The sequence below is a fragment of the Novosphingobium sp. BL-S-24 genome (genome assembly GCF_055521575.1).
Window position 1 is genome coordinate 181,376 of record NZ_CM145487.1, and the last position, 18,746, is coordinate 200,121.

General features: G+C 61.1%; 15 protein-coding genes. 8 read left to right on the forward strand and 7 right to left on the reverse strand.

All coding sequences use genetic code 11. The features are described 5' to 3' along the window. Window positions 1–140 precede the first annotated feature (140 nt). The gene (locus ACZ1JM_RS00700; protein WP_465132184.1) at window positions 141–929 is read left to right on the forward strand and encodes an enoyl-CoA hydratase-related protein; all 789 of its coding nucleotides are present in this window, start codon (window positions 141–143) and stop codon (window positions 927–929) included. Window positions 930–1,082: 153 nt separating this feature from the next. After that, window positions 1,083–3,335, forward strand: coding sequence for a TonB-dependent receptor (locus ACZ1JM_RS00705; protein ID WP_465132185.1), 2,253 nt, complete (start codon window positions 1,083–1,085; stop codon window positions 3,333–3,335). On the opposite strand, the gene ACZ1JM_RS00710 is transcribed toward ACZ1JM_RS00705, so the two are convergent. Next, the gene (locus ACZ1JM_RS00710) at window positions 3,325–5,826 is read right to left on the reverse strand and encodes a PAS domain S-box protein (protein ID WP_465132186.1); all 2,502 of its coding nucleotides are present in this window, start codon (window positions 5,824–5,826) and stop codon (window positions 3,325–3,327) included. The genes ACZ1JM_RS00705 and ACZ1JM_RS00710 overlap by 11 nt on opposite strands. Before the next feature lie 274 nt (window positions 5,827–6,100). Between ACZ1JM_RS00710 and ACZ1JM_RS00715 the strand changes: the two genes are divergently transcribed. From ACZ1JM_RS00715 to ACZ1JM_RS00740, 6 genes are all read left to right on the forward strand, one after another. Beyond that, a complete protein-coding gene (locus tag ACZ1JM_RS00715; protein WP_465132545.1) occupies window positions 6,101–6,661 on the forward strand; it encodes a PAS domain-containing protein in 561 nt (186 codons plus the stop codon). Between the two features lie 86 nt (window positions 6,662–6,747). Beyond that, a complete protein-coding gene (locus ACZ1JM_RS00720) occupies window positions 6,748–10,092 on the forward strand; it encodes a CheR family methyltransferase (protein ID WP_465132546.1) in 3,345 nt (1,114 codons plus the stop codon). Further along, window positions 10,089–10,454, forward strand: a complete 366-nt coding sequence (locus ACZ1JM_RS00725) for a response regulator (protein ID WP_465132187.1) — start codon at window positions 10,089–10,091, stop codon at window positions 10,452–10,454. The genes ACZ1JM_RS00720 and ACZ1JM_RS00725 overlap by 4 nt, the downstream gene beginning before the upstream one ends. A 47-nt stretch (window positions 10,455–10,501) precedes the next feature. After that, complete coding sequence (locus tag ACZ1JM_RS00730) at window positions 10,502–11,182, forward strand: site-2 protease family protein (RefSeq protein WP_465132188.1); 681 nt, start codon at window positions 10,502–10,504, stop codon at window positions 11,180–11,182. A 103-nt stretch (window positions 11,183–11,285) separates the two neighbouring features. Then, a complete protein-coding gene (locus ACZ1JM_RS00735) occupies window positions 11,286–12,590 on the forward strand; it encodes a glycoside hydrolase family 130 protein (protein ID WP_465132189.1) in 1,305 nt (434 codons plus the stop codon). A gap of 68 nt (window positions 12,591–12,658) precedes the next feature. Continuing rightward, window positions 12,659–13,096, forward strand: coding sequence for a hypothetical protein (locus tag ACZ1JM_RS00740; RefSeq protein ID WP_465132190.1), 438 nt, complete (start codon window positions 12,659–12,661; stop codon window positions 13,094–13,096). On the opposite strand, the gene mnhG is transcribed toward ACZ1JM_RS00740, so the two are convergent. From mnhG to mbhE, 6 genes are read right to left on the reverse strand one after another with little or no spacing between them, the layout of a single operon-like run. Continuing rightward, window positions 13,093–13,437, reverse strand: coding sequence for a monovalent cation/H(+) antiporter subunit G (gene mnhG / locus ACZ1JM_RS00745; RefSeq protein ID WP_465132191.1), 345 nt, complete (start codon window positions 13,435–13,437; stop codon window positions 13,093–13,095). The genes ACZ1JM_RS00740 and mnhG overlap by 4 nt on opposite strands. After that, window positions 13,434–13,721, reverse strand: coding sequence for an MrpF/PhaF family protein (locus ACZ1JM_RS00750; protein WP_465132192.1), 288 nt, complete (start codon window positions 13,719–13,721; stop codon window positions 13,434–13,436). The genes mnhG and ACZ1JM_RS00750 overlap by 4 nt, the downstream gene beginning before the upstream one ends. Further along, entirely contained in the window at window positions 13,718–14,050 is a 333-nt protein-coding gene (locus tag ACZ1JM_RS00755; RefSeq protein ID WP_465132193.1) for a Na+/H+ antiporter subunit E, read from the reverse strand. Before ACZ1JM_RS00755 ends, ACZ1JM_RS00750 begins: the two co-directional genes overlap by 4 nt. Continuing rightward, window positions 14,047–15,519 carry a proton-conducting transporter transmembrane domain-containing protein gene (locus ACZ1JM_RS00760; protein ID WP_465132194.1) on the reverse strand — a complete coding sequence of 491 codons (1,473 nt, stop codon included), beginning with the start codon at window positions 15,517–15,519 and terminating at the stop codon, window positions 14,047–14,049. The genes ACZ1JM_RS00755 and ACZ1JM_RS00760 overlap by 4 nt, the downstream gene beginning before the upstream one ends. After that, a complete protein-coding gene (locus ACZ1JM_RS00765) occupies window positions 15,512–15,892 on the reverse strand; it encodes a sodium:proton antiporter (RefSeq protein WP_465132195.1) in 381 nt (126 codons plus the stop codon). Before ACZ1JM_RS00765 ends, ACZ1JM_RS00760 begins: the two co-directional genes overlap by 8 nt. After that, on the reverse strand, window positions 15,889–18,618 hold the full coding sequence (gene mbhE, locus ACZ1JM_RS00770; protein ID WP_465132196.1) for a hydrogen gas-evolving membrane-bound hydrogenase subunit E: 2,730 nt from the start codon (window positions 18,616–18,618) through the stop codon (window positions 15,889–15,891). Before mbhE ends, ACZ1JM_RS00765 begins: the two co-directional genes overlap by 4 nt. Window positions 18,619–18,746 lie beyond the last annotated feature (128 nt).

Consider the following 18,746-nt stretch of genomic DNA (forward strand, 5'->3'; position numbering starts at 1 on the left):
CAAGAAACCGGCGCTATCGACAAGGTCGAAGAGGATGATCGGGCATGGCGAGATGACGCCATCCCGTGGGGCACCCCAGGAAACGATAGACCGGCTTACGCAAGGCCGTGTCCGGCGAACGATGCGCTTTGGAGAGAAACATGATCGATACGGTTGATGACGTGGTGTTGTATGAAGTTGTCGACCAGCACATCGGCGTCGTGACCCTCAACCGACCGGCCAAGCGGAACGCCGTGAATGGCGCGGTGGCCCGTGCCTTGGACAGCATCGTCAAGCAGACCGAAGCCGATCCGGCCATCTGGGCTGTCGTCATTACCTCGGCCGAGGGACCAACCTTCTGCGCCGGCGCAGACCTCGCGGAAGTGGCAGCTGGGCGCGCCGATGAATTGAGCACCCCGGACGGCGGGTTCGCCGGCTTCGTCGAGGCCAAGCGCGTCAAGCCCTGGATCGCTGCGGTGAAGGGCAGCGCGTTGGGCGGGGGTCTTGAGATTTCGCTCGCATGCGACCTGCGGGTCGTGGCGGAAACCACGGTCCTTGGCCTTCCCGAAGTGAAGCGCGGCCTCATCGCCGGTGCCGGCGGTATCTATCGTCTGCCTCGGCAGTTGCCCCGCGCCATCGCGCTGGAGATGATTGCGACCGGGATCCCCATGGACGCCCCGCGCGCGGTCGCGTTGGGTCTGGTCAATCGAGCTGTGCCTGAGGAGCAGGTTCTGGATGCTGCTATCGACCTCGCGCGCACCATCTGCGCCAACGCGCCCATCGCGGTTCGCGAAAGCCTGACGATCGCTCGGCTTGCGGCGGAAGTACCGGAAGAACAATCAATCCGGGCAACGCACGAAGCGATCACCCGACTGGTGAAAACAGAGGACTTTGCCGAAGGACCGCGTGCTTTCGTAGAGAAGCGCGCCCCGAACTGGACCGGACGCTGAACGTCCGCGAGCGCCGGCTCGCAAAATAGACCGAACTTCATTGCAGGACAGCCGACCTCGCCCTCGTGGACGGGGGAGAATTCGCGCGCATGCCGTCATCATCGATATTCGCGCAGCCGATACAAGGACAACAAAATGGGGAGATATGCTGAGATGAAATCCGGACTTCTACTGGCTGCCAGTATTCCTGCGCTTGCCGCTGCGCCCGCTATGGCGCAGTCAGCCCCGCCCGCCAATCCGCCCGCTCAGGAAAACGTGGGCATTTCGGAAATCATCGTGACCGCCCGGCAACGTTCTGAATCGCTGCAGACGGTGCCCGTCGCCGTTGCCGCAATGGATGCCGCCATGATCGAGCGCAGCTTCATCCCGGACGTCGACTCCATTGAGCGTTTCATGCCCAACGTCGAACTTGGCCGTCACCCGTTCACCGGCGGCGGCATGTCGGCCTCGATCCGCGGCGTCAGCTTCGGAGACCTCGATCGCGCCTTCGAACCGGCGGTGGCGGTATCGGTCGATGGCGTATTCCTGGCGTCCAACACCGGCGCGATGATGGACACGTTCGACATCGAAGCGATCGAAGTCCTGCGCGGCCCGCAAGGCACCCTGTTCGGGCGCAATACCATCGGCGGCGTCATCAGCATCAAGCGCACCAAGCCGACCATGGACTGGGGTTTCAAGACCCAGGTGACAGTGGGCAGCTACAATCTGCGCGAATTCAAGGCCATCGCCAACGTGCCGATCGTGTCGGACAAAGTCGGCCTGAAGCTGGGCGGTTATCGTGAACTGAGCGACAGCTTCACCCGCAAGGCCAGCGACGGAAAGCGCGAACAGGGCATCGATCGCTACGCAATCTTCGGGGCACTGCGCATCAATCCAAGTCCGGTGCTGGATGCAACGCTGTCGGTCGATCACATCAACGACAAGTCCCACTATCCCAGCCTTGTCCCGCTTTCGGCGTCGAACCAGACGTTCTGTATCGCTTTCGGCGCCTGTATCGGAACGCAGGGGCAGCAGATCGCCGATAGTGGGTACAAGCTGGCGCTGGATGACTATCCGTTTTACGCCCGCCTTAACCATACCGCGGTCACCCTCAACGCCAAGCTTGACGTGATTGACGGCATTTCGATTGAATCGATCACCAACTATACACGGCAGAAAGACGGGCTGAACATCGAGAATACCGGCGGCGCTCCGCTGCCCAATGGCGCACCGATCTTCGTGTCGAAACGCGATCAGAAGGCCAGCCAGTTCAGCCAGGAAATCCGCGCGGTAAGCGATCTTGGTGGAGCGTTCGATTTCGTCGCGGGCCTGTATTACATGAAGTCGGAATTCGATCTGGTCCAGACTGTTGAGGTCGGCGGTGCGCGTTCGCAGTTCTTCGATGCCGGGCAGGACCTGAACGCCTACGCCGCGTATGCGGAAGCCTACATCGAGCCGGTCGACAAGTTGCGGGTGACCATCGGCGGGCGCTATACGTCAGAGAAGAAGGACTTCTACATCCGCTTCCGCAACCCCGCCACGGGAACGATCACTGGCCAATGCCCGGATGCCGCATCGCCCTATGGACCTTGTGCCGACCCTTCGGTCACGTTCCGCAAATTCACCCCGCGCGTGACAGTGGACTACCGCTTCACGCCGGACATCATGATCTATGGCGGTTGGTCGCGCGGATACCGGTCGGGCGGTTGGAACAGCCGTGCGACGGTCACCACCGCGATCGGACCGTATCAGCCCGAAACGGTTGACAGCTACGAGGCGGGCCTGCGCACGTCGTTCTGGGACAACCGCGCCCGCGCCAACGTGACGGTGTTCCACGCCACCTACAAGAACAAGCAGGAAGAAGTCATCACCGCATCGCCGATCAACCCGTTGATCACCCAGACCCAGGTGCAGAATGCGGCCTCGGCCACCCTGAAGGGTGTTGAAGGCGAATTCCAGTTGGCGCCTACCGGTTGGCTCAACTTGCGTGCGGCGGTTGGCTATATCGATGGCAAGTATGATGAGTTCCTGTCCGGCGACGTAGACATCAAGGATCAGCGCAACTTGCGTTACGCTCCGAAATGGTCAGTCAGCTTCGGCGGCGATGCCACGATACCGGTCTCTGCAACCGGCGGGGACATTCTGATCAACGCAAACTATAAATGGACGGATAAGTTCGCAACGTCCATTATTCGCGACACAACCGGCCTGAACCGTGATTTCATCGATGCCTATGCTACGGTCGATGCGTCCATCGGTTATCGCTATGAAGTCGATGGCGGCAAGTCGATCAACGTTTCCGCCTTCGTGCAGAATGCTTTCCACAGCGATGGGCGGCTCTATCGCAAGGTGATCACCGGTCCGTTCGCGTTCGCCAGCCGCGAAGTTGCGCGCACCTGGGGACTGCAACTCGGGGTTACGTACTGATCGAAGTATGGCAAGCCTCGTCCCGCCAGCGGGACAGGCTGGCCAGACTGCTTTCCAGTTCATCGTTACGGAACGGCTTCGTCAGCCGTGGCAGGTCGAGGGGGATGCCGTCCTCCTCGGCAAAGCCGGAGATGATCAGGATCGGCAATGCCGGTCGCGACACGCGCAGCTCGCGCGCCAGTTGAGTACCGCTCATGCCGTGCATCAGGTGGTCGGTCACCAGAATGTCCGGTTCCAGCCCTCCTTCGATAAGGGCAATCGCTTCTTCTGCCGACTGGGCTTCAACCACCTCGCAGCCGAGCGACGAGAGCATATCCGCCGCGCTCATCCGCACGAGATCCTCGTCATCCACCAGCAGAACCGTGCCGAAACCGTTGGCGCGAACGGCCGCAGCATCAAAGTCGTCGTCGAGCCTGGCTGCCATCACGGTCGTCGGCAGCCACAGGTTCATCGCGGTGCCGTTGCCGGGGGCGCTCTTGATGGTGAGGCCGCCGCCAAGCTGTGCAGCAAGCCCGTGAACCATCGATAGCCCAAGGCCGGTGCCTTTGCCGACACCCTTGGTGGAAAAGAAAGGTTCCGCCGCCCGGCTTGCGGTGGCGGCATCCATGCCGACGCCGTTGTCGCATACACACAACTTTACATACTTGCCCGCAGCCATGCCGGATATCGCCCCGGCGCGAAGATCGACCGTCTTCGCCGTGATCGTCAGCACGCCGCCATCGGGCATGGCATCGCGCGCGTTGACCGCGAGGTTCAGCAGCGCCATTTCCAATTGGTTCGGTTCGGCCAGAGCCGGCAGCATGTCGATGCCAAGGTCGGTTCGCACGTCGATGGTCGGACCCAAGGTCGAGCGGATCAGGCCGGTCATGCCATCAACCAGTTGCCGAATGTCGACAGCGGTCGGCTGCAGGGGCTGACGGCGTGCGAATGCCAGCAATCGTTGGACGAGGGTTTTCGCTCGTTCGGCAGACTGCAGCGCGCCTTCGATCAATCGCCGCTCACGCTCGTTGCCGATCCCGCGCCGCATCAGGAGGTCAAGCGAACCCATGATCGGCGTCAGCAGATTGTTGAAATCGTGCGCGACGCCGCCGGTCAGGCTGCCCATCGCTTCCATCTTCTGACTCTGGCGAAGGGCATCCTGTGCCGCCTCCAGCTCCGCCTGCCGCGCCTTTGCTTCGCTCAGATCGCGGCCAACGGCGACGAAATTCAAACCATCAGGTTCGGGCGCGACGGTCCATTCGATGGACTTCCAGTTTCCATCCTTGGTCGCAATGCGATTTTCGAAACGCGTTGGTTGACGCGTTTCGGCCATCCCCGCAATCGCGGTGAGCGTCGCCGGCATGTCGTCTTCGTGCATGAAAGTGGCATATCCACGGGACAGCAGCTCGGTTTCGCTCCATCCCAGCACGCGGGTCCACGCCGGGCTCACAGCAGACATCATGCCGGAATAGTCCGCCCGGGCGAGCATATCCTGCGACAGGTTCCACAAACGATCGCGTTCGGCGCGCGCCCGCCCGATCGCGGTTCGCACCCGCTCACCAACTTCCTGGACCAGCAGCATTTCCGTCGGAGTCCAGACGCGCGGCGTGGCGTTCTGGACCGCCAGCAGTCCCACCCAGTTCTCTTCTTCAAACAACACGACGTCGATGAACGCCCCGACCTTTCGCGTGGTCAACCCTGCCCGGGCATCCTCGCTCAACCTAAAGTCCGATGGGACATTCTGCACGACTACCGGTTCGCCAACCCGATACGCCCGCAGCAGATCAGGTCCAAAAGCATGCAGCGAATGAACGCCGACGATCGAGTCGACTCCGTGGATATAGTCGCGCTCAACCGTCATCGTTCCGCTGGCGATTTCGGCGTAGAAGACCCGGCTCGCCCGGATCCATTCCCCCAGGCGATCGGCGGCCACGCTCATGATCTCCGCTGGCGTCGAAAGCGGGCGCAGGGCATCTGCCAGGGAGAGCAGAAACTCCGTCTTGCGCTCCGCCGCCACCCGCTCGGTGGTTTCAGCGACGAAGCAGATGACACCTGCTGGATAGCCTTCCTCATCAAGGACAGGCGAGTAGTCCAGGTTCATCCAGACCTGTTCGGGACGGCCGTTGCGGTGAAGCGTCAGTTCGTGGTCGCGGTAGTGGAGCGTGCCCCCTGCCAGTCCGATCTTCATGACGTTATCGTTGAAGTCGGCCACCTCGGGCCAGCCTTCGCGGACGTTCGACCCCAGGATGTTGGGGTGGCGCCCGCCGGCAAAATCGGAATAAGCGTCATTGTACAGCATGACGCCTTCCTCCCCCCAAAGCATGACGATGGGGATCCGCGAGCGAAGCAGTATGGACAGGGCGCCTTTCAGGCACGGCGCCCACTGCTCGATCGGGCCAAGCGGGGTGGCGCTCCAGTCCTTGCTGGCGACCAATTCCGCGCAGGCCCCGCCCCCGGCCAGAAAGGCCGGTATGGCGGATTGAGCATTCTCCGGGGCTTGGTAGTCGAGCATTAAGGCCGCGAAATCCTGCGTTTGTCTTGTGCCGGAATCACGGCAAAGTTCCGTGCTTCGGCAAGGTCTTGCAATGACTAGCGCAATACCGACATTTTCGAAACCATGATCTGACATGTGAGGCCGGGGTGGCCAATAACGGGTCGGAAAGTGAAAGATCGCCCGTGACCTCGTCGTGCAAATGAGGCAGAGAGCCGAGGTGACGATTGAAAATGGACCCTGCGACGGCAGCGCCGAACGTCGCGATGGACAGCGCTCGCTGGAGAATGTTGACGTGCAGGACCTGACCGTTCCGGTTGAACTCAGGACTTTTTTTGAGAATTCTCCGGTGGCCTTAGCCTTGGCTGCCCCCTGCCAGGATCATCCGCTGATGCTGGTGAACCGCCGGTTCGTGGAATTGACCGGCTATTCACAGCAGGAACTGGCTGGCCGCAATTGCCGCGTGCTGCAGGGCGCTGCCGATAATGACGAGGCGCGCGCCAGACTTCGGGCCTTTCTGGCGCAGGACGATGCGCCGAACGTGCGGACCCCAATTCTGAATTTCAAGAAGGACGGCACTCCGTTCGTGAATCTTCTCTACATGTCCAGGCTACGCAGCCTGAATGGCGAGACGCGCTACATTCTTGCATCGCAATTCGATGTAAGTCGCGCGCATTCGGACCTTTTGAGGGGTTACGACGAACAGCTTGGCCAGACCCTCGCCAAGCTAAGCCCGATCGTTGCCGAGAGCGGCATCATCGTCGAAGGCACACTCACGACGATAGCCAATTCCGCGGCCACGATCGCGCAAGCAAAGCTGACTCTAGCCCATCTCGACGACAGCACGATCCTGTGACGACCGATCAGAGCGGAAATACAGAGGCGGTGACGCCGGTGATCGGTATCGGTGCTTCGGCCGGAGGGCTTGAAGCGTTGCGCGACATGCTGTCTGCCGCACGACTGCCGACCAACATGGCGTTCGTCATCGTCCAGCATCTGGATCCGAATTACGAAAGCATGCTCGCTCAGTTGCTGGACAGGGCCAGTCCGCTCGAGGTTCTGCAATGCGAAGGGGGGGAAGAACTGCTGCCAGAACGCGTGTATATCATCCCGCCGGGCAGGGGGCTGGCGCTGCAGGATGGCCGGTTGCAGTTGACCGACTTCGCCCAGCCTCGAGGTTTGCGCCGCCCGATCGACGACTTCTTCGTTTCGCTCGCGGCGGACCGGCAGGCGAACGCAGCATGCGTGATCCTTTCCGGTACCGGCGCGGACGGTTCCACGGGTCTCCGCGCCATCAAGGAGCATGGCGGCGTCTGTGTCGTTCAGGACCCCGAGAGCGCGAAGTATGACGGCATGCCCGTCGCGGCCGTAGGCACCGGACTGGTCGATTATGTCAAGCAGCCGGGTGAGATCCTGGACTGTCTGAGCGCTTTCTTCAATCGCCGCCGGGGTGAGCCTGCGGATCGGCAGGCCGAACTTGTGGCGGACCATGTCGACGACTTGTGCGCGACCCTGCGCAAGGCAGTCGGCCACGACTTCTCCGGCTATAAACGGTCGACGCTGGTGCGCCGGGTGGAACGGCGCATGCACGTGCTGAACATCACGTCGGCACGAAGCTACCTAGATCGGGTTCGTAGCGATACCGATGAGTGCGATGCGCTGTTCCGCGATCTGCTGATCAACGTGACCCGGTTCTTCCGCGATCCCGATATGTTCGAGGCACTCCGGGAAAAGGTGGTATTGCCTTTGCTGCGCGAGAGGGCGCCGGACGAGGAAATCCGGGTCTGGGTGCCTGGCTGTTCGAGCGGCGAGGAAGCGTACAGCCTGGCGATGCTGTTCGCCGAAGCTGCGCGCGACCTTGGTGTGGCCAACCCGGTTCAGATATTCGCGACCGACATCGATGAACAGATGCTCCAGATCGCTCGAGACGGTGTCTATCCCGCGTCCGCTCTGGCCGACATTCCATCGCCCATGCGTGAGAGGTGGACCAATCCGCATGGCGACCGGATCACGATTTCTGCCGATTTGCGCGATCTTATCCGGTTCTCGAACCACAGTGTCGTCAAGGACCCGCCATTCTCTCGAATTGATCTGGTTTCCTGCCGCAACCTGCTGATTTATTTCGACGATCGTTTGCAGCAATCGGTGATGCCGATCCTGCACTATGCCATACGTCCTGGCGGTTACCTGTTCCTCGGTCCGTCCGAGAGCATTGGGCGTTTCGACCATCTGTTTCCGCCGCTCGACCATCATGCGCGCATCTTCCGACGCGGGGCAGGCAGCCCGACCTATCCGATCGACCTGCCCACCGGAGACCGTGATACCCACCCCCGGCGCTCGTCGTTTGAACGCGTTCACGCCGATCGCAAGCCCGTGGAAAGCGAAGTCGCGATTCAGCGACTTACGGAACTTTACGCCCCCCCGTCGATGGTGCTCAATCAGGACGGCGCGGTGTTGGCAGCTTACGGCAAGCTCAGCCGATATTTCGATTTTCCCGTCACCCGTACCGGCGGATCCAACGCCATTTCGCTTGCCAAGCCGGGTTTGCGCGATGTCCTTGGCCCCCTGATCCGGCAGGCCCGGGATGGCAAGAAGCGTACCGTTGCCCGCGAGGTCGAGGTTAAATCCGACTACGGCGTGCAACCGATCGAGGCGGTGTGCGAGCCGCTTCCCGACGGCACGCTGCTGCTGGTCTTCCGCGACCGAGGGCCGTTCCACCCGTTCGACGAACATGCCGCCGCCGAGATCGAGGAAAGCGATCACCACATGGAGGCGCTGGAGGAGGAACTGCGCCTTACCCGCCACAAATTGCGCACAGCGGTCGAGGAGCTGGAAACCGCGAATGAGGAGCTGAAAAGCTCCAACGAAGAAATGATGTCGATGAACGAGGAGTTGCAGTCCACGAACGAGGAACTGTCGACCGTCAATGACGAGCTGAAAAGCAAGGTTGATCAACTCACGGTCGCCAATTCGGACTTGCGGAACTTCTTTGAATCGACCGACCTCGCCGTCATCGTCTTGGATAAGTCATTGCGTATCCGCAGCTTTACCGAGGCGGCGATCAGCATTTTCCCGCTGCAGAACACGGACCGGGGGCGGCTGCTGGCGGACGTGGCGACCAGGCTGGACGATGCTGCCTATCTCGACGATGCGCGCCACGTCGCCGAAACCGGGGAGCCGCTGCAGCGGCGCGTTCATACCCGCGACGGCAACCGGACCCTGGCCCTGCGCGTCCTTCCCTACCGCACCCAGCATGGTGGGTTCGACGGGGCCACACTGGTGCTGACGGACATCACCGCTGCGCTGATGATGGAAAGCGATCTCGCTGCCGAGCGGGAACGTCTGGACCTTGCGATCACCGCAGGTGGCATTGGCGTGTGGGAATATTGCGAAGCGACGGGGGAGATCATTCCCGATGCGACCAATCGGGCGCAGCTTGGCATGTCCGCTGAGGGCAAGGTTGATCTGGAGGAAGTGGTATCCCGCATTCATCCCGAGGATCGTTCGGCTGTACAGGCTGCCCTGGGGCGCACGATCAAGGACGGGGACGATTTCGAGGTCACGTTTCGGGTGCCTATCGAGGGTCAAGACGCGCCGGTCTCTGATCGCTACCTCAAGAGCTTCGGCAGAGCGATCGCAGGGTCTAACCCGCGACGGATGGTGGGTGCTGCCATCGACATTACGGCTGAGAGGTCCCTAGCGGATACGCGTGGTCTGATGCTCCGCGAAATGAATCACCGGGTCAAGAACCTGTTCGCGGTGGTGAGCGGAATGATAGCGGTCGCCAGCCGCTCCCATAACGACGTCAAAAGCCTCTCGATGGATCTGCGCGAAAGGATTGCCGCGCTTGGCGGTGCCCATTCGCTTGCGGCGCCTTCCGGAGAGCCGCAGTCCATCATGTTGCGTGATCTGATCGAGACGACCATCGCGCCTTACACCGGTCATGCAGACATACGTCTCCGTGGGCCTGACATTGCGGTTGAGCGAAGTTGCCTTTCCTCACTGGCCCTGATCCTGCACGAATGGACGACCAACGCGGCAAAATATGGTGTTTTGGGCCCGAGGGCTGGCATCCTTTCCGTCGCATGGGAGTTTCGTGATGAAGCGGTAGCGCTTCATTGGGACGAAATTGGCGATTCAGGGATCGATGTGGACGAAGGAAATGGATTTGGAACGTTGCTGGTAACAACGTCCGCTCGCCAGCTCGGTGCCGATATTTCACGCGATATGCATGGATCGACCTTCTCGCAGCGGATGGTCCTTCCTCTGTCGGTGACTTCCAAATGAGGCCGACCGTGCTGATCGTCGAGGATGAACTCTTCGTCGCCCTGGATCTTGAAGACACCGTGGAGCAGGCGGGTTTCACCATATCCGGCACCTGTGGGACGGTGGCTGGAACGATGGCGGCTATCAAGCGGCAAGTCCCCACCTGCGCAATATTGGATGTGCGTCTGCCCGATGGCGAGGTCTTTCCAGTCGCTGATGTATTGCGCGATGCGGGGGTCGCGTTGATTTTCCATTCCGGCCACGCCGATGAAGGCCAGTTGCGCATGCGATACCCGACGGCCCAGATCTATTCCAAGCCGAGTTCGCCTTCACAGCTTTGCGACGCGCTTCGCCGGGCCGCGACGGAAGAACTGCAGAAGTAAGCCGCCTGCCAATTGCGATCGCAGCCCGCGCTCCCTAGATGGCGGGCATGGGATCGACCGTAATTCAAGCCGCCGCCTTGATCTTGCCATTGGTGGTGGCGATCGTTTTTCACGAAGTATCGCACGGTTGGATGGCGCGGGCCCTGGGCGACCCGACGGCTTATGAAAAACGACGCCTGAGCCTCAACCCTTTGCGCCATGTCGATCCGATCGGAACCGTGGTGTTGCCTGGCGTACTCGCGCTATCAGGGGCGCCGGTGTTTGGATGGGCCAAGCCAGTCCCTATCAACCAGCGGCGATTGCGAAACCCTCGATACGGGATGATGGCTGTCGCTGCGGCAGGTCCATTGTCCAACCTGTTTCTGGCATTCGTGGGTGCCGTACTGTTGGGCCTGATCGCTCGAACGGGCAGTACCGGTGACGTGGTAGGATTTGTCGCGCTCAATCTGCAGAACTTCATTCTGATCAATATCTTCCTCGCGCTTTTTAACCTGCTTCCGATCCCGCCCTTTGATGGATCGCACATTGTGGAAGGGGCGTTGCCACGACCCGCCGCCCGCGCCTATCGTCGGTTGCGACCCCTGGGCTTTCCGCTGCTGCTCGTTCTCTTGATAGTAGTCCCCTATATCTGGCCTTCCGCCGGTATCGTCGAGCGGGTCGTGCTCCCGCCGGTGGGGTGGGCGGCAGAGCACTATCAGATGTTGGCACAGTGGGTGGCGGGAGCATGACCGCTAGCGGTTAAATACGCAGCTTCCTCGAACTTCACCCGTCGATCGGCGTTGAATGGCAAGCGCCGCAGCTTCTTCGCGGTTCGAGAGCGGAGACTGCAGCATGGAAGCGCGCGACGTATTCACGAAGCTTCATCTCAAGTTACACCCCGATCCCGCTCGTACGGTGATCCGCCCGTTCAATTTCGAATACCCAGAACCATTCGCCAGCGAACGACCGCCCCGGCCCCGGCAAGTGATGGATCGTCTACTTGCGCTCGATTCCGAAGTCCGCGACCGGATGCTGGCCTTCATAACTGGCCCTATGCGAGACCGTCATCGCAATCCCGAGGCTACCTTTCTGCGTCAGATCGACGCCGTGGCGCAGGACATTTGCGATACGTCCGGCCTATCCGAAAACGACCGAATGCTGCTCGGTGCCTACTTCAGCCAGGAGTTCGCCTTTGAATCGGCGGCGCTTTTCAATCCAAGCATAGTCCGGTTGCCCGAGGATGCGCTGCCGGACGAAGATCCGGTTGAGGGTGTTCGTTTCCTGCTGTCGCTGAGGGGCATCGGTGAGGGCCACGTCTCGTCGGTCACGTTTCGTACGGGGCTATGGGATGGTGGATCATCCGTCACCATCGACCCGGCCAGTTCCTATAGCGTGCCTCCTCGTATCGAAAGCGACAACGAAGGTTGGGTTCGGCTTCAGTGCGACGAGAGCGAAGATGTGTCGGAGACGGTTATCTTCCCGATCCTGCCTTCGCAGCGTCGCGGCGTGGAAGACCTGCGAATGGTGACCTTCACCGAGGACGACGGCAGGCAAATCATCATCGGAACATATACTGCCTATGACGGCCAAAGCGCACGACAGGAACTGCTGCGCGGCGTTGATTTGCGTACATTCGAGATGCGCGCGCTGGGGGGCAGCATGGCCGCCACCAAGGGCATGGCGCTGTTTCCCCGGAAGATCGACGGGCAGTACGTCATGCTTGGACGTCAGGATAACGAGAACATCTGGCTGCTGAAATCGGACGACCTGTACACCTGGGATCATGGCGACATCATAATGACGCCCAAGTACCCATGGGAGTTCGTGCAGCTCGGCAACTGCGGTTCTCCCATCGAGATTGATGAGGGCTGGCTGGTGTTCACCCATGGGGTGGGACTGGTCCGTGGATACTGCGTCGGTGCTTGCCTGCTCGACAAATCCGATCCTTCGCGGGTGCTGGCCAGAACCAGTGCGCCGTTGCTCTTTCCGAGCGGGGAGCAACGTGGCGGGTACGTGCCGAACGTGACGTATAGCTGCGGCGCCATGGTTCACCAGCGCCGCGTACTTTTGCCGTACGGCGTGGGGGACGAACTGACGGAGTTCGCCGTGGCGGACCTGGACGATCTCCTTGGCGTCCTGACACCCGCCGAAGATTGACGATCGGATCGGAACGCCATCGCCGGAGTCTGGTTTCTTGAAGAACTGACCATCGGAAACGAGGACCAATGATGCCCAACGCCCATGACCGCAAAGCCTTGTCGGCGGTTGCTGACGCACTAGCGGACGCTGCGCATATCCATCGCAAGGCCAGTAAGATCGCGGACGATACGGATTTGTCGCGATCCCTTTCTGATCGCCGCGACAAATTGGAGCAGTTGAGTGAGCTGGCCAATCCGTCTGGTGAGGTGTCGGACGGATCCATGATGCGGCTGCTGGACCAGTTCCGCCTAGCCATTGACGCCGCATTTGGTGACGATGACGCAGCTGCAGCAATCGCTAGCAAGGAGGCCAAGCGCCAAGTGGTGGCCGTGACGGAAGGGTACCTCAATAGTCCCGAAATCTCGGCCAGCACGAAGAACATCCTTCAGGAAGTGCACCATCGAGTGACCGGGGTGCGAATTTCGTCCGCTCGATCGGACGGACTTACGGGACTTCCTACCTAAATTTCGTCGTCCGGGTGGTCCGCCCGGTCCAGATGGGCAACGAGGGGGTCATCCTCCAACCCTTCCAGTCGTGTACCTGAAACGTAACTGGCCCGCCCCAGCAACTGGGCACCGATCGGGAGCGTCAGGAGCAGAAACAAGACGGCCAGAAATCCCGATGCTCGTGCATCGACTGCGTCGGAAGCCATCACGCCCGCCAGCAGGAGAGCGGTGCCTAGCGTACCAGCCTTGGTCCCGCTGTGCATGCGTTGCAGCGGATCGGCGAGGCGGATCAGGCCGATGGCCGCGATCAGGAGGAAGCCGCTGCCCAGAATCATGAGGATCGCGGAAATCACGTTCATGACTTCTTCCCCTTTCCTTCAAGAAACGCAGCAAATGCGGCAGTGGCGACAAAGTTGATAAGGGAAATGCCCAGGGCCACATCGAAGAACAGCGACCGTCCTGTCGTCAACGCGGCCAGCGCCGTAAAGCCGACCGCTACCGCCGTCAGCATATCCAGAGCGATGAACCTGTCGGCAAGGGCGGGGCCGCGTACCATGCGCCAGCCAGCAAGGATCAGTGCGATCGCCAGCACCACGCCGAGCACCGGGGCCAGCATCTGGGGAAGTGCGTCGAGGTCGATCATGCCTCCAGCTCCAGTATCCAACGCTCGTACAGTTTTTTGAAACGGGCCGTGGTCTCTCGGTGGTCCGGTGTGTTGAGTACGTGCACGTATAGCGTGCTGCCATCCTCCGCGACATGGAGGCAGGTGGAGCCCGGCGTTAGAGAAGTGAAATACGCGAAAAGCGCCACCGCCCATGGCCGTCGCAGCGATACCGGCACGCAGATAATGGCCGGTCGCGTCTGGATCGAAGGAGACAGTACGATCCGTGAGACCGTCAGAGACGCTGCAACCAGGTCCCAAAGAAATATGCCGAGAAGAATGATCACGGCACGAGTACGGCGAATGATCATCGGCCCCCTCCCACCAGACTGGCGGCGGATATTTCAGCAATCCGCAACAGGTATTCGGGAGCCAGCCCGATCGCCACCGTTGCCGCCGATAGGAGCGCCATCGCAGCCAAACCGCTGCCGGGGATAGGGCGCAACCGGCTTCGCGCGTCTTTCCAGCAGGCGTCTGACCAAAAGATCGCCATCGATACGATGGTGATCATACCTGCAACGAACCCCGCCGCCGCCAGCCAAGGGAGGCCGGCACCAAATGCCTCACGCAGAACGATCAGCTTGGCCCAGAAGCCGGACAGCGGAGGTATGCCGGACAGCGACAGCACCGGTACGGCGAACAGAAATGCGAACAGCGGATTGCTACGCAGCATCCCTCCGGTACGGGTTAGGTCCCAACTTCCACTCACTCGCCGTATCAGCCCTGCTCCCAGGAAAAGGTTGGCCTGCACGATCATGGAATGGATCATGAAGAACACCGCCGCCGCGATCCCATCCTGGCTGGCCAGCGAGAGCCCCGCCGCCATGTAGCCGACCTGGGCGATCACATGGTAGGAAAGAATGCGACGCATGTCCGTCTGCGCCAGAGCGCCAAGCGCGCAGACTATCATCGTCACTCCCGCGATCCAGGGCAGGAGTGGGGTCAGTTGACCCGCGGCGGGGGTTTCACTCGCGATCCCGAACAGCCCCGCGAACACCAGCAACAGCGCATAGAAGGCCATCTTGGTGAGAAGCGCGGCGAACGCGGCGCTCACGGATGTCGGCGCCGTGTGATAGGAGGCAGGCAGCCACAGATGGAACGGCGCCAGCCCGGACTTCAGGATGAGCCCTCCGAGCAGAAGGGCCGAGGCGACCGCCAGCGCAAAACTGGGTGGAATTCCTGACAGCACGGTACTCGCTGTCGCGATGTCGAGCGCCCCTGCGATCCCGTATATCATGCCGATACCAAGCAGGATGAAAGTCGCCGCCAGCATGGCGAAGGAAGCATAGCGGATGGCTCCATCGATCTGGGCGACGCGCCGGTCGAGTGTCAGGAGGGCCAGTGCGGCGAGAAGGGCCAGTTCGAACCAGACATAGAGGTTGAACAGGTCCCCCGTGAGAAACGCCCCATTCACTGCGCCGACCATGGCCAGCATCAGTGCGTCATAGCCCGCGCGACGACGCCGTGGTCCGATGTCTGACAAGGCGTAGATCATGACCGCCAGTGTGATCAGCGCCGTCACGGCCACCAGCATTACACCTGGCAGCGATGCGGAAAAGGTTATTCCATATCCGTCAGGCCATCCACCAAAGACGATTGGCGCGGGAGCGGTGCCAGCGGTGGTTCGCGTTAGCAGAACCAGTGAAAATACCGCCAAAAGCACTGCTGCGCCGACGCCTACGCCACGGGAAACCGAAGGGTGTTCCCGCGCCAGCATAGCCGCAGCCGCTGCAAGGAAGGGTACCAGGATCGGTGCGATGAGAAGAACGACCTCACCCATCGGCGGGGTCATTCCTTCGTGCCTGTCCCAGCCCTTGGGCGGCATCGCCCTGATCGGACTTGATCGTGTCTTTCGCTCTCCATACCTTCAAAATCAGGATGCCGAAGACCACCGTGAGCGCAAAGCCGATGACGATGGCGGTCAAAATCAATGCCTGAATGATCGGGTCTGCGCTCTCGCCAAGTGCCTTTGCTCCGTCCTGGATAATCGGGGGCTGACTTGTGCCGAGGCCGCCGGCAAGGAATAGCAGCAGGTTCACCCCTGTCGCCAGCAGCGAAAAGCCGAGCAGCATGCGGACCAGATTTCGCGACAGGATCATGAAGATCGCACAGGCGACGATCCCCGCGCCGGTCAGGGCATAGATGACGCTCATCGCACCGCCTCCCGTTGCAGGCCGAAGAGAAACGTCAGCACGGCTCCCAGAACGACCAGATAGACGCCAACGTCGAAGACCAGCGCAGTGCCGAGCGCGGGAAACCACGGCGCAGGCTCCCACCACAGGTGTTCCAGATACGGCTCACCCATGGCGATGGCAGGTAGGCCGCTAAGCAGGGCGATGCCCATCCCCACGCCTACCAGTGTGATCGGCTTGAAGTGAAGAGTACGCTCTGCCTGTCCGATTCCATACGCCAGCGACAATATGGCAAAGGCGAGCGCCGCCATCAGGCCACCGACAAAACCGCCACCGGGATCGTTATGTCCCCGCCACAGAATCGCCAGCGAGCAGACCAGCAGCAGCCAGCTAAGCGGCTTGCCGATGGCTCGGAAGGAATAGTGTGTTGTGCGCTTTACCTGTTCGACAGGCTCGCCCCCGCGAGATATCAGCAGCGAACGGGCGAGCAAGGCCGCGATGGCGATCACGGTGGTTTCTCCCAGCGTGTCGAATGCCCGGAAATCGACAAGGATCACATTCACAACATTGCGTCCGTGAGCGGCGACGTAGCTGAGCTGACCGTACATCTCGCTGATTGGTGAAGGCTGGCGGCTCACGACCATGTCGATGATGCTGACCGACAGGATTGCTGCAAATCCTAGCGCGAGCGCCAGATCGAGCGCCCGCTTGCCATGACTGCGCGTTGCCGGGCTGGCCAGCGGCACCGCGATCAACAACGCCGTCAGCAGAACCACCAACAGGGCTTCCACCGCAAACTGGGTCAGCGCCAAATCGGGCGCGCCGTTCAGCAGGAATGTCACGGCCACCGCAAACCCGGTAAGCCCCGTCGCCACCATGGAGGCGATCAGGGATCGCCCAAGCGCGGCCATCACCGCTCCGCCCAGCGCTACAAGGGCGACCAGCACTCGCGCCGGTCCGATGGATGTGGCGGCAGGCAGCTGAGGCATGATGCCCGTGCTCACAACCGAAAAGGCCAGAAGCGCGCCCATTCCTGCGACTACCGTCAACATGTAGACACGCAGATCTCCATGCTGGATCCATGCAGTGACATTTTTGGCGCCGCTGACGAGAAAGCGCAGCCCGTCCGCCCACACGCGCTCTACGGCCAGCGTGTCCAATCGATCCACATTGCGCAGGCGATCGTGGATCGGTCCCCAAAATCGGACGATCATCGCGCCGACAGATACCACCACCATGCTCAGCAAAAGCATCGGGGTGACCCCGTGCCATACTTCTATGTCGACCTTCACCGGTTGGCCGTAGACTGCCGCGACCGCCGGCCTCAAGGCTACCCGCGTAATCCAGTCCGGCTCCAGACTGATCGCCAGTCCGGCGAGGGACAGCACCACCGGTGGGAGGGCGATTGCCAGATTTTCGTGGTGGCGAACCTCGGTCACTTTGTCTCGTCCCATGAAGAACGGCCGCAGGGTGATGACACCTGCCACGCCGACCATCACCGCGTTGACCAGCACGGCGATCGCCAGCGGCAGCAGTTTCCAGCTGCTTTCAAGCTGTGCTTCGAACAGAAATTCCTTGGAGACGAAGCCGATGAATGGCGGGATACCTGCCATGGAAAGGCTGGCACCCAGACAAGCGATGGCGGTCAGCGGCAAAAACCGCGCAAGGCCGCCCATGGCACGCAGACTGTGCAGGCCGGTCGCGTTGAGGACCGATCCGGCACAGAAAAACAGAGCCGCCTTGTATAGGGCGTGCGCCAGCAGGAACCCGACCATTGCAACTGTCGCTGCGGGACCGTCCAGCCCGACGAGCAAGACCAGGATGCCTAAGGATGCGATGGTCGAGTACGCGAGCGCTGACTTGAAATTCACGGCCCGAAGCGCTTGAAGCGCGGCCACCAGCATCGTCAGGCAGGCGACCGTTATCACGGTCGTGCGGCCCCAGGTGGTCGAGGCAAAAACCGGCTCGAACCGGGCCAGCAGGTAGATGCCCAGCTTCACCATTGTTGCGGAGTGAAGGTACGCGGACGCGGGGGTGGGCGCCTGCATCGCATTCGGCAGCCAGAAGTGGAAGGGGAACTGCGCGGATTTGGTGAAAGCTGCGATCAGGATGCAGGCGACGATGGAATTGCCATAAGGCGATGCCACGATTTGCGGCGCCCGGTCTATCGCTTCCACCATGGAATAGGTGCCGGCGACCTGACCGATCATCAACACTGCCGCCAGCAGCAGAAGCCCGCCGAATGCAGTGACCTGCAGCGCCATCAGGGCGGCTCTGCGCGCCCGGGCACTGCGACCGTCGAAACCCACCAGCATGAATGAAAGGACGCTGGTCGCTTCCCAGAATGTCACCAGAACCAGAAGGTTTTCTGCCAGGACAGTTCCGAGCATGGCGGTCATGAACAGCAATATCAGCGTAAAGAACCGGCTGCGTTCCGGCACTGATTTCCGCTTCATGTACCCTTCGGCGTACAGGACAACCAGCGTGCCGATCGCTGTTACCAGCAGGCAGAAAAGGAACGAAAACCCGTCAAGGCGAAGGGTGAATTCCAGTCCGAGAGAGGGCGCCCATGGCAACTGCGCCTTTCGGACCCAGCCTTTCTCTACGATCGGTGCCATCGAAATCAGCGCGGCGCACAGTCCGGCAGGCAGTGTCGCAATGACGAACCCGGCTCCACGCTTGATCCACCGGACTACAAGGGGGGCGCAACACGCTCCGATCAGGGAAATGAGAAGGATGTACAGCATCTGTGTTCGTAATGCCCCAAGCGGGCGTGGGCTGCGTCCCGTCTCTGCGTTTGCGTGATGTACCTTTCGCTTACTGCTCAAAGACCGCTCTGGAGTGGCCCGTTTGTATCAAAACTTGCAGATGATCA